Origin of the sequence: Mesorhizobium sp. M5C.F.Ca.IN.020.29.1.1 (assembly GCF_003997375.1) — a bacterium.
Lineage (GTDB): Bacteria > Pseudomonadota > Alphaproteobacteria > Rhizobiales > Rhizobiaceae > Mesorhizobium > Mesorhizobium wenxiniae.
Window position 1 is genome coordinate 1 of the sequence record NZ_RZSW01000159.1, and the last position, 11,565, is coordinate 11,565.

The following is an 11,565-nucleotide window of genomic DNA, read 5'->3' on the forward strand; positions in this document are numbered from 1 at the left end:
TCGAGAACCTGCATAAAAGATTCGGCGAACTGCATGTGCTGAAGGGTGTTTCGCTGTCGGCGTGCGACGGCGAGGTCATCGCCATCATCGGTGGCAGCGGCTCGGGCAAGTCGACCCTGCTGCGCTGCATCAATTGCCTGGAGAATCCGACCAGCGGAATCATCCGCGTCAATGGCGAGGAGATCCGGATGAAGGCCGACAGTCACGGCCACACCGTTCCCGCCGACCGCAAGCAGATCGAGCGCATCCGCTCCAAGCTCGGCATGGTCTTTCAGAATTTCAATTTGTGGAGCCACATGACGCTGATCGAGAACGTAATCGAGGTTCCGGTGCATGTTCTCGGCGTCAAGCGCGAAGTGGCCATCGCCGAGGCCGAAAAGCTGCTCGCCCGCGTCGGGCTGGCCGAAAAGCGCGATGTCTATCCGGCCTATCTGTCGGGCGGCCAGCAGCAGCGCGCGGCCATCGCCCGGGCGCTGGCCATCAATCCGCGCGTCATGCTATTCGACGAGCCGACCTCGGCGCTCGACCCGGAACTGATCGGCGAGGTGTTGAAGGTGATCGGCGATCTGGCGCGCGAGGGCCGCACCATGGTGCTGGTGACCCACGAGATGAAGTTCGCCCGCGAAGTCGCGACGCATGTCGTCTACCTCTACAACGGGTTGGTCGAGGAAGAAGGGCCGCCGGAGCAGATCTTCGGTGCGCCCAAATCCGAAAGGCTGAAGCAGTTTCTGCGCAATGTTGGATGACTTGCGAGAAAGCAGACGGGAACGTCAAAACCAAAAAACGGGAGAAATGAAAAAATGAAACCTTTTCTCAAAACGGCGCTCGCGGCCACGCTGATCGCGTTGTCGGGCGCATTTTCGGCAAGCGCCGAACAGATCAAGGTGGGTTTTTCGCCTGAAGCCTATCCGCCGTTTTACTCGCAGGATGCTTCCGGCAACTGGGCTGGCTGGGAAGTAGACATCGTCAACGCCATCTGTAGCGAAGCCAAGCTGGATTGCGTATTGACGCCAATCCCGTGGGACGGCCTTATCCCGGCGCTTAAAACCAAGAAGATCGACGCGATTATGAATTCGATGTCCATTACCGACGAACGCAAGAAGGAAATCGATTTTTCGGAGAAATACTACAATACGCCGACTGCGGTGATCGGCGCCAAGGATCAGAAATTCGATGCGACGCCAGAGGGGCTGAAAGCCAAGATTATCGGCGTTCAGGCGTCCACGGTGCACGCTGCTTACGCCAAGAAGCACTTCACCGATGCTGCCGAGATCAAAGAATACCAGACGCAGGACGAGGCAAATCAGGATCTCGCCGCCGGCCGGATCGATGCCACTCAGGCCGATTCGATCGCGCTCGACGCATTTTTGAAGTCGGATCAAGGCAAAGCGTGCTGCGACCTCAAAGGTTATGTCGCACCGGACCTTGAAGTGCTCGGGCCTGGCGTCGGCGCCGGCGTACGTCAAGGCGATACCGGGCTCAAGGACAAGCTCAATGCCGCAATCAAGGCCATCCGCGCCAATGGCAAGTATGCCGAAATCACCAAGAAGTACTTCGACTTCGACATCTACGGCGAAGAGTCGCAGTCCAACTGACGGCAGCGGCATCAAGCCGGGCATGCCTAGCCGCCATCGTCGCGATGGCACGTCCGGCTTGATACATCGTTGGCGCCTCAACCCGGAAGTCCAGGGGACATCAGCTGAGCGACGTTCTCGCCACCATCTTCGGAGCCAGTTCGCTGGAATTGCTTTCCTTCCAGCCGCCGAACGGCAGGGGTCTCAGCCTTCTGCATGGGTTGGCAAACTCCGTCGGAATTGCTTTCGGCTCCTTTGGAGTCGGTCTCGTGATCGGCGTCGGCGGCGCTTATGGCAAGCTCTATGGCGGGCCGGTGGTCCGTGACCTGCTGGAAGTCTACACCACCGTGGTCCGCGCCGTGCCCGAACTGGTGCTGATCCTGCTGCTTTATTTCGCTGGTACCGACCTCATCAACCAGTTGCTCACCGCGCTCGGCCATGCCGCAATCGATATCAACGGTGTTGTCGCCGGAATAGGCGTGCTCGGGGTCGTGCAGGGCGCCTACTCTACCGAAGTCTTGCGCGGCGCGATTCTCGGCATTCCGCAGGGCCAGATCGAAGCCGCGCGGGCGTATGGAATGCCCCCCGGCCTGCTTCTCAGGCGTATAACGCTACCTGCGATGCTCCCCTTCGCCATCCCAGGGCTGGCAAATCTGTGGCTGATCGCCACCAAGGACACCGCGCTTCTCGCGATCGTCGGCGTCAATGAACTGACGCAAACCACACGGACGGCAGCCGGCGCGACGAAGGCTTATTTCACCTTCTTCATGGCGGCGGGCGCGCTCTATCTCGTTCTGACCCTCGTCTCCAACGTCGTCATCGGGCGTGTTGAGCGCTGGGCGCGACGCGGCATGCCTTCGATCGCGGGAACTCACTGATGGCGGCTGCCGAAACCCCGGTCATTAACGCCGCCGCCCGAGCTTCGCTCTGGATGCGGCCACATCGGATAGCGCTGATCCTGATCGCGCTGGTTATCATATTGGCGTCGATTTTCCTCATGCGCTGGGATTGGCTGCCCGCCTATCTGCCGCTGGCTTTGCAGGGCATATGGCGGACCATATGGCTGCTGGTGGTGACGTCGGCTCTGGGCATCGCGCTCGCTATCCCCCTCGGCCTCGCGCAGGTGATCGGCCCGCCGATTCTGAGCGTTCCGGCCAAGGTGTTCTGCACGGTTATTCGTGGTACGCCGCTGCTGCTCCAGCTCTGGCTGCTCTACTTCGGACTCGGTTCGCTGTTTCCACAATTTCCGTGGATACGCGAGTCGTTCCTCTGGCCCATTCTCAGGCAGGCATGGCCCTATGCAGTTCTTTCGCTGACGATTTCCTATGCTGGCTACGAAGGCGAAGTAATGCGTGGCGCCTTCGCAGGCGTACCGAAAGGTCAACTCGAGGCGGCCCGAGCTTTCGGCATGAGCCGTTGGAAAATGTTCAGGCGAGTATGGCTTCCGCAGGCGATCCACCGGGCGCTGCCGACGCTGGCCGGCGAAACCGTTCTCCAGCTGAAGGCAACACCGCTGGTGGCGACCATAACCATGGTCGACATCTATGCCGTAGCCTCGAGGGTGCGCCAGGATCTGTTCGTCACCTACGAACCCTTGCTGCTTCTGGCGTTGGTCTATATGGCCATCACCGGTATCCTGGTCTTCGGCTTCCGCCGGCTCGAGGCGCGGATTCCGAACCGGCTCGGCTGATCGAGACAGTTTCACGAATTCAGGACTTACGAAATGCAACTTAGTCTCGACCAGGCGACAGGGCTGTGCCGGATGGCGGCGCTCGGCGCCGGCGCCAATGAAGAAGCGGCGCAGTCGCTTGCAGCCTCCATCATAGCGGCCGAGGCGGAAGGGCTGTCGACGGTCGGGTTGTCGCATTTCATCGACTATCTCGAAGCGCTGGAGGCCGGCCGCATCGACGGCAAGGCCGAGCCGGTCATCACTAGGCCGGCCTTGGCGGTCTATCTCTCTGACGCGAGAGGCGGTCTGGCGCATACCGGCTTCGACCGCACGATCGACGATCTCGCCAAGGCGGCGCGCCTGTTCGGCGTCGCCATCTTTTCGCAGAAGAACGCCTATACATGCGGCGCACTCGGCTATTTCACCGGGCGGCTGGCCGCCCAGGGGCTGGTGTCCTTTGCCGCGACCAACGGACCGGCCGTGCTTGCCGGCTCGGGCTCGGTCAAGCCGGTCTATTGCACCAACCCGATGTCCTTCGCCGCGCCCGCCGCCGACGAAACGCCGCTGGTCATCGACCAGTCGTCGAGCGCCACTGCCTTCGTCAACATCCGCAAGGCGGCCGAGGACGGCAGAAAAATTCCAGAAGGCTGGGCACTGGACGTGAGCGGCAACCCGACCACCGATCCCGCCGCCGCCATGAAAGGCGCGATGCTGGCCTTCGGCGGCCAGCGCGGCGCCAACATCGCGCTGATGGTCGAAGTGCTGGCGGCTGGCCTGTCGGGCGCCAACTGGTCGCTCGATGCGCCATGGTTCAGCGGCGGACCGGACAGTCCCGGAACCGGCCTCTTCGTGCTGGCCGTCGAGCCTAAGCTGCTCGATCCGGATTTCGAGAAACGCATGAAGGACCAGCTCGAACGGTTGCGCCGCCGCTACGGCGTGCATGTGCCCGGCCGTGCCCGGGCCGAAGCGGCGGAGAAGGCTGCAGCACGGGGCATAACGGCTCCGAAAGCCGTGGTGCAGCGCATCTCCGAATTCGCCGCCCGGTATTCTTCCTAAAAAGTTTGTCTGCGATTTTTTCGCCGCCGCTGAACCTTTTTGCGCGGTGCCGCGACCAATGCCTGTCCGGGGTGGGTTTGCCCGGGCGGTGACATCCGGTCGAATGTCCCGGGCTGGGGCGGGCGTCTCACGCCGTCCTGATACCGTCTCAGGTCAGGCCGCCTCGTTGGACCCTGACTCCGACCTTGGGAGTCACCCCGAAACCCCGCTTCGGCGGGGTTTTCTGCATTCTCTCGCATCTGGTCAGTTAACACGCCTTTTCTGGTCAACTTTTGTTCATTTGACTTTGACTGAGGTGGTCGGGTGTTTGCGCGAAGCAGCAAAAGAGGAGCCCCAATGTCCGCAAGCACCGACAATTCCAGAAGAAGCCTTTTCGTCCCAGCCCTTGGCAGCCTTTATGCGGCGCTGCACACCACCTCTGAAACCATCCTGCGTGCCGTTGCCGGCATCTTCCTCACCATTCATGGTTCGCAGAAGATCACCGATCCGTTTGGCGCCGCCGAGATGGTCGAGGGCCTCGGCTTCTATCCGGGCGCATTTTGGTCCCTGCTCTTGGCATGCACCGAGTTCTTCGGAGGCATTTTCATCGCCATAGGTCTCTTGACCCGACCGGCCGCCTTCGCCGGAATGTTCGTGCTTCTGGTCACCGTCTGGTTCCATTGGGTCACTATGGGCGAGGGCTTTTCGGGCGCCGAAAAATCGCTGCTGTGGGCGGCGATCCTGTTCTTCTTCGTCATTCGCGGCGGCAACCGCCAATCGGTCGACGCACGCATCGGCAGGGCGTTCTGACGCGGTCGAAACAAGGTCTCCGGCGACTTATCGTCGCCCTTTGCCTTTGGCGCGAAACGGACTAAGAAACGGCTTCAGTCAAGCACCAGTAAATCTGGAAACTGCGCCGGAGCCAGCAATGACCGAAATCCTGCAGACCCCAAAGCTCGTCGTCGTGTTGGGCGGTTCCGGCTTTGTCGGCCGTCACGTCGTGCGGGCGCTGGCCAGGCGCGGCTACCGCATAAGGGTCGCCTGCCGCCGGCCCGATCTCGCCGGCCATCTGCAGCCGCTCGGCAATGTCGGCCAGATCCAGCCGGTGCAGGCCAATGTTCGCGTGCGCTGGTCGGTCGACCGCGCCGTGCAAGACGCCGATCATGTCGTCAATCTGGTGGCCATCCTGCATGAGAGCGGCCGGCAGAAATTCACCTCCGTCCACGAATTCGGCGCACGCGCCGTCGCCGAAGCGGCGCGCGCCGTCGGCGCTGGCCTCACCCATATCTCGGCTCTGGGCGCCGATCTGAACGTGCAATCGGACTACGCGCGCACCAAGGCGCTCGGCGAAAAAGCGGTCCTGGAAACGATCAGCGATGCCGTCATCTTGCGGCCGTCGATCAATTTCGGGCCGGAGGACAGTTTCTTCAACCGGTTCGCCAATATGGCGCGCTATTCGCCGGTCCTGCCGCTGATCGGCGGTGGGCAGACCAAATTCCAGCCGGTCTATGTCGGCGATGTCGCCGAAGCGGTGGCGCGCTCGGTAGACTGCAAAGTCCAGGGCGGCCGGATCTATGAGCTTGGCGGGCCGCAGGTGCTCACCTTCAAGCAATGCATGGAGGAAATGCTTGCCATGATCGACCGCAAGCGACTTCTGGTGTCGGTGCCTTGGTGGGTGGCGAACATGCAGGCATCGATTCTCGGGCTTTTGCCCAATCCGCTGCTGACCAAGGATCAGGTCCTGCAATTGCGCGAGCACAACGTCGTGTCGGAAGCGGCCACCAGGGAAAACAGGACGCTCGCCGGTCTCGATATCCAGCCACAGTCGATCGGCAGCATCCTGCCAAGCTATCTCTGGCGTTACCGGGCCGCGGGCCAGTTCCAGCGCAAGACGGCGGCCTAGCCAATAGGCGCTCACTAAAGGCGCCGCGTGACCTGCATCGGCAGGCCGCCCTGCGGTTGCGTCGTCAGTTTCTGCACCGGCCACGGCTTAGTCTCGGCGGTGGTGTCGAAGCGGAAACGCGACAGCATGATCGCCAGAGCGATGATCGCCTCCTGCATGGCAAAGCTGGCGCCGATGCAGACGCGAGGACCGGCGCCGAACGGTAAATACTGGAAGCGGTCGATCTTCTCGCGATTTCCCGGATGGAAGCGTTCGGGCATGAACGCGTCGGGCCGCTCCCACAGCTTGCGATGGCGATGAACAACCCACGGCATGACCAGCACCGCGGCGCGCCTCGGTATATAGAGGCCGTTCCAGGTTTCGGGTTCGATCGGCTCGCGGTTGATCGACGGCGCCGGCGGATAGAGCCTGAGCGCCTCGTCGAAGGCGGCGCGGGTGAACGGCATGGCGTCGAGCCACTTTGTCGGATCGGACTCGCGCGCCAGCACCGCGTCGATCTCGCGCTCGATCTTTTCGCGCTCCCAAGGCGCTTCGGCCAAGCAATAGAGCGTCCACCCAAGTGCACGCGCCGTGGTCTCATGGCCGGCACCGATGAAGGTGATGATGTTGTCCTCGACCTCGGCGCGCGTCAGCCCGTCCGGTCCCTCCGCCTTGAGCAAAAGCGTGAGAAAATCCTGCGGCACCTTGTCCGGATCGCGCTTGACCCGCTCTTCGCGCATCTTGACGGTGTCAGTGACGATCTTGCGGAAATAGGCCATGGTCTTGCGGCCGCGGATGCGGGTCAGGCGCGGCAGCCAATCGGGCGCCCGCAATAGATCGAGCGGATCAACGCGGCCCATGGTCTCGAACAGCCGGTCGATCTCCTTGGCGAAGCTGCCCGGCTCACCTGATATCTCACCGGAAAACAGCGTCTCGGCCAGGATGTCAAAGGTAAGCAGCGTCATGTCATGGGCGATGTCCGACGTGCCGCCGCCCTCGTAGCGCGTGACGAACTCCCGTGTGCGCCTCAGCATCGGCTCGGCAAAACCGAAGATGTGCCGCGGCGTGAACACCGGCGCCATCGCCTTGCGCGAGCGCCTCCATACCTCGCCCTCAGCGGTCAGCAGGCCGTCGCGCAGGATCGGCCGCAGGATCATCTGACGCACCGTCGCCATCTTGTAGTTTTTCGCATTGTCGACCAGCACGTGGCGAATGAGGCCGGGGGTCATTGGCGATGACCAGTGGCCCGCCGATGCCGGTCACCGAAATCCAGGGTTCGTTGTAGGTCGGCTCGCCCCACAGTTCGAGCGGATTGCGATAGACGATGCGGATCATCTCCAGCGTCGAAGGCGGCGAGGTACGCGGCTTCGGTGCCGGCGGGACGAATGGGGCGGGCTGACTGTCCATGGCGTGCTCCGCTGGTCACCTCAATGTAGTGGCTGGCAAGGCAAGCGTCCATGCCGCCGGCCTCTCCGGAATGTAAGCGGGGACTGGAAAGTACCTGATTGCCGGAACAGGGCGGCCTGCTCTTGTTGCCGCCGCTCTGTTCCAAAACCGATCCACTTTTTGGGTCCGATGCCATGGCCGGCCGAGCGTGTTCTTCTTCCATTCGGAAATGCTTGCAAACCTTGGAAAAACCGCCTTTTGCACTTATATCTAGGACATCAAAGACGCGCGATTCGGAGCCGATTTCTGCGCTGGATGTGCGGCATCAATCAGACAGGTTTTCATGAGCGATCAGATCGACAACGCCAACGGCGCTGAGGCCGAGTACGGCGCCGATTCCATCAAGGTTTTGAAGGGGTTGGATGCCGTCCGCAAGCGGCCTGGCATGTATATCGGCGATACCGACGACGGGTCGGGCCTGCATCACATGGTGTACGAGGTCGTCGACAACGCCATCGATGAAGCGCTGGCCGGCCATGCCGACCTTGTCACGGTAACGCTCAACCCCGATGGTTCGGTGACGGTGATCGACAATGGCCGCGGCATTCCGACCGATATCCACACCGGCGAAGGCATATCGGCGGCCGAAGTGATCATGACGCAGCTGCATGCCGGCGGCAAGTTCGACCAGAACTCCTATAAGGTGTCCGGCGGTCTGCACGGCGTCGGCGTCTCGGTAGTCAACGCGCTGTCGGGCTGGCTGAAGCTGAAGATCCGCCGCAACGGCCAGATCTACGAGATGAGCTTCACGCACGGCAATGCCGACGCGCCGCTGAGGGTCACCGGCACCTACGAACAGCGCAAGGTTGCCGGCACTTATGAGGGGCGCAGCGGCAGCGAGATCACCTTTTTCCCGTCAGCCGAGACGTTCACCATGGTCGAGTTCGACTTCGGCACGCTGGAGCACCGGCTGCGCGAACTCGCCTTCCTGAATTCTGGCGTTCGCATCGTTCTGACCGATGCCCGCCATGCCGACGTCGTGCGCCATGAGCTGCACTATGATGGCGGGCTGGAGGAGTTCGTCAAATATCTCGACCGCGTCAAGAAACCGCTGATCGACAAGCCGATTGCGATCAAAGCCGAGCGTGACGGCATCACCGTCGAGGTCGCCATGTGGTGGAACGACAGCTACCACGAGAACGTGCTGGCCTTCACCAACAACATTCCGCAACGCGACGGCGGCACGCATCTTGCCGGCTTTCGCGGCGCGCTGACGCGCCAGATAACCGGCTACGGCGATTCCTCGGGCCTCACCAAGAAGGAGAAGGTGGCGCTGATCGGCGACGATTGCCGCGAAGGGCTGACGGCCGTGCTGTCGGTCAAGGTTCCCGACCCGAAATTCTCCTCGCAGACCAAGGACAAGCTGGTCTCGTCCGAAGTCCGTCCGGTGGTGGAAGGGCTCGTCAACGAAGCTCTCGGCACCTGGCTCGAAGAGCACCCGACCGAGGGCAAGGTGGTCATCGAGAAGGTCATCCAGGCGGCAGCGGCGCGCGAAGCCGCGCGCAAGGCGCGCGACATCACCCGCAAGAGCTCGCTCGGCGTCACCTCGCTGCCCGGCAAGCTGGCCGACTGCCAGGAACGCGACCCGGCGAAGTCCGAAATCTTCATCGTCGAGGGCGAAAGCGCCGGCGGCTCGGCCAAGGGCGGCCGTTCGCGTCAGAACCAGGCCATTCTTCCCCTGCGCGGCAAGATTCTCAATGTCGAGCGGGCTCGCTTCGACCGCATGCTAGGCTCCGACATGATCGGTACGCTGATCACGGCGCTCGGCACTTCGATCGGCAAGGACGAGTTCAACGCCGACAAATTGCGCTATCACAAGATCATCCTGATGACCGACGCCGACGTCGACGGCGCCCACATCCGCACCTTGCTGCTGACCTTCTTCTTTCGGCAGATGCCCGAGCTGATCGAGCGCGGCCATCTCTATATCGCCCAGCCGCCGCTCTACAAGGTGACGCGTGGCAAGAGCTCGCAATACCTCAAGGACGAAAGCGCCTTCGAGGAATTTCTGATCGGCTCGGGGCTGGAGGAGGCGTCGCTTGCGCTCAGCACCGGCGAGGTGCGGGCCGGACAGGACCTGCGCAGCGCCATCGACGATGCGCTGGCGGTGCGCCAGCTCATTAACGGGCTGCACACTCGCTACAACAGAGGCGTGGTCGAGCAGGCCGCGATTGCCGGCGCGCTCAACCCGGACGTTTTCGCCGATCTCGGCCGGGCCAACGCCATGGCCGATCGCGTCGCCCGGCGTCTCGACATCATCGCCGAGGACACCGAACGCGGCTGGACGGGCCGCATGTCGACCTCAAACGAAGGGGTCGGCGGCTATGTGTTCGAGCGCACGGTGCGCAGCGTCAAGGAGTTCGCGCATCTCGATCTCGCGCTGATCAATTCGGCCGACGCCCGCCAGCTCGACCGCTATGCGCCTCGCCTCGCAGAAGTCTATGGCGAGCCGCCGGTGCTGCGCCGCAAGGATGTGTCGGAAACCATCTCGGGACCGCTGGCGCTGCTCAACGCCGTGTTTGCCACCGGCCGCAAAGGCCTGACCATGCAGCGCTACAAGGGCCTCGGCGAAATGAACGCCGAGCAGCTCTGGGAGACCACACTCGACCCGAATGTGCGCTCGCTTTTGCAGGTCAAGGTCAATGACGCGACGGACGCCGACTCGCTGTTTTCGCGGCTGATGGGCGACGAGGTCGAGCCCAGGCGTGAGTTCATCCAGGAAAACGCGCTGTCCGTCGCCAATCTGGATATTTAAAGCCCAGGCCGGACGCTCAATTTCGAGCGCTCGAGACATCGTTGGTAGACCTAGGCCTGCCAATGATGTCTGCTGCACCGCAACAAAGGTTCACTGAGGAGGGCCCGGTCGGAACGGAAAGGCTTCCAAGGCATTGTGATTGATCACAATCGCCGCAGGAGGCACTCATGGGACGTGGCATTTTGCTCTGGCTTCTCGGAGTCCCGATTCCGATCATTATTCTCATCATGCTTTTCGCACGGTAGGGGGCTGACATGCAGTCAACCCTAACGGCTGTCGACGTTTCCGCACCGACGGAATCCTCTTCCACCGCTGTCAGCTGGGGGCCGATCGTGGCCGGCGCCTTTGCTGCCTCGGGGCTAACACTGATCCTGATGTTGCTCGGCTCCGGGCTCGGGCTGACCATGGTTTCGCCGTGGTCCGGCTTAAGCACATCGGTCACAACTTTCGCGGCCTCCACCGCCGCGTGGCTGATCATCGTGCAGTGGCTGTCGTCGGCTGCCGGCGGTTATCTTGCCGGGCGCCTGCGCACCAAATGGGTCGGCGTCCACACCGATGAAGTCTTTTTCCGCGATACCGCCCACGGCTTCCTCGCCTGGGCGCTTGCAACGTTGCTCGTCGCCGGCGTGCTCGGCTCGGCGCTTTCCGCAGCTGTCGGAACCGGCGTCCAGGCCGCTTCAACAGTCGCGTCGGGCGCGGCAATGGGCGCTTCGGCAGGTGCCACTGCAAACGCCGGAGGCGCCGCGACCGACAACGCAACGTCGTACTTCGTCGATGCATTGTTCCGCCCGGCCGATGCGGCCAGGCTTGCTGCCGCCAGCCCGGAGAGCGATGCGGCGGCGACGGCGCAGGCTTCGCGCATTTTGATCGCGAGCGCAGCAGCAGGAGAAGTGTCTGCCGACGACAAGACCTATCTGTCGCAGCTGGTGGCTGCCCGAGCCGGGCTGTCGGAACCGGATGCCAGGGCTCGTGTCGATGCCGTGCTTGCCAGGGTCGAAGAGGCGAAGGTTCAGGCTCAGCAGGCTGCCGATACCGCCAGGAAAGCCGGTGCCACCTTCGCGCTGCTTGGCGCACTGTCGCTGGTTGTCGGCGCTTTCATCGCAAGCGCCGCGGCAGCCCTTGGCGGCAGGCAGCGCGACGACGAGGAGGCGGTCTTCCTGACCAACCGCTGATCGGTGCTTGACGATTTCTTCTATGCAGGGAC

The 11,565-nt window shown here is 62.6% G+C and carries 9 protein-coding genes and 1 pseudogene; 9 read left to right on the forward strand and 1 reads right to left on the reverse strand.

The window, feature by feature from the left end; genetic code table 11:
* The 7 genes from EOA85_RS14885 to EOA85_RS14915 form a co-directional block, all read left to right on the forward strand.
* A partial coding sequence (locus tag EOA85_RS14885) for an ABC transporter ATP-binding protein (RefSeq protein ID WP_164759669.1) occupies positions 1-746 on the forward strand: 746 nt, incomplete at its 5' end.
* A 54-nt stretch (positions 747-800) separates the two neighbouring features.
* Positions 801-1,595: a transporter substrate-binding domain-containing protein gene (locus EOA85_RS14890; protein ID WP_127209968.1), complete on the forward strand. Its 795-nt coding sequence runs from the start codon at positions 801-803 to the stop codon at positions 1,593-1,595.
* Between the two features lie 143 nt (positions 1,596-1,738).
* Positions 1,739-2,452 (forward strand): ABC transporter permease, encoded by a 714-nt coding sequence (locus EOA85_RS14895; RefSeq protein ID WP_065006060.1) that lies wholly within the window; start codon positions 1,739-1,741, stop codon positions 2,450-2,452.
* Positions 2,452-3,264 carry an ABC transporter permease gene (locus EOA85_RS14900; RefSeq protein WP_127209972.1) on the forward strand — a complete coding sequence of 271 codons (813 nt, stop codon included), beginning with the start codon at positions 2,452-2,454 and terminating at the stop codon, positions 3,262-3,264. The genes EOA85_RS14895 and EOA85_RS14900 overlap by 1 nt, the downstream gene beginning before the upstream one ends.
* 33 nt (positions 3,265-3,297) lie before the next feature.
* Entirely contained in the window at positions 3,298-4,299 is a 1,002-nt protein-coding gene (locus EOA85_RS14905) for an Ldh family oxidoreductase (RefSeq protein WP_127209974.1), read from the forward strand.
* A gap of 336 nt (positions 4,300-4,635) precedes the next feature.
* Entirely contained in the window at positions 4,636-5,088 is a 453-nt protein-coding gene (locus EOA85_RS14910) for a DoxX family protein (RefSeq protein ID WP_029347625.1), read from the forward strand.
* A 118-nt stretch (positions 5,089-5,206) separates the two neighbouring features.
* The gene (locus tag EOA85_RS14915; RefSeq protein ID WP_127209976.1) at positions 5,207-6,181 is read left to right on the forward strand and encodes a complex I NDUFA9 subunit family protein; all 975 of its coding nucleotides are present in this window, start codon (positions 5,207-5,209) and stop codon (positions 6,179-6,181) included.
* Between the two features lie 14 nt (positions 6,182-6,195).
* Here EOA85_RS14915 and EOA85_RS14920 read toward each other — a convergent pair.
* Positions 6,196-7,567 (reverse strand): annotated as a pseudogene (locus EOA85_RS14920) (cytochrome P450).
* Between the two features lie 322 nt (positions 7,568-7,889).
* Here EOA85_RS14920 and gyrB point away from each other — a divergent pair.
* Complete coding sequence (gene gyrB / locus EOA85_RS14925) at positions 7,890-10,361, forward strand: DNA topoisomerase (ATP-hydrolyzing) subunit B (RefSeq protein ID WP_127209978.1); 2,472 nt, start codon at positions 7,890-7,892, stop codon at positions 10,359-10,361.
* 254 nt (positions 10,362-10,615) lie between these two features.
* On the forward strand, positions 10,616-11,533 hold the full coding sequence (locus EOA85_RS14930; RefSeq protein WP_127209980.1) for a hypothetical protein: 918 nt from the start codon (positions 10,616-10,618) through the stop codon (positions 11,531-11,533).
* Positions 11,534-11,565 lie beyond the last annotated feature (32 nt).

Bases quoted from the DNA above. Each gene is read 5' to 3' on its own strand.
- gyrB (WP_127209978.1), top strand. From the start codon at position 7,890: ATGAGCGATCAGATCGACAACGCCAACGGCGCTGAGGCCGAGTACGGC.
- EOA85_RS14915 (WP_127209976.1), top strand. From the start codon at position 5,207: ATGACCGAAATCCTGCAGACCCCAAAGCTCGTCGTCGTGTTGGGCGGT.
- EOA85_RS14890 (WP_127209968.1), top strand. From the start codon at position 801: ATGAAACCTTTTCTCAAAACGGCGCTCGCGGCCACGCTGATCGCGTTG.
- EOA85_RS14900 (WP_127209972.1), top strand. From the start codon at position 2,452: ATGGCGGCTGCCGAAACCCCGGTCATTAACGCCGCCGCCCGAGCTTCG.
- EOA85_RS14905 (WP_127209974.1), top strand. From the start codon at position 3,298: ATGCAACTTAGTCTCGACCAGGCGACAGGGCTGTGCCGGATGGCGGCG.
- EOA85_RS14910 (WP_029347625.1), top strand. From the start codon at position 4,636: ATGTCCGCAAGCACCGACAATTCCAGAAGAAGCCTTTTCGTCCCAGCC.
- EOA85_RS14930 (WP_127209980.1), top strand. From the start codon at position 10,616: ATGCAGTCAACCCTAACGGCTGTCGACGTTTCCGCACCGACGGAATCC.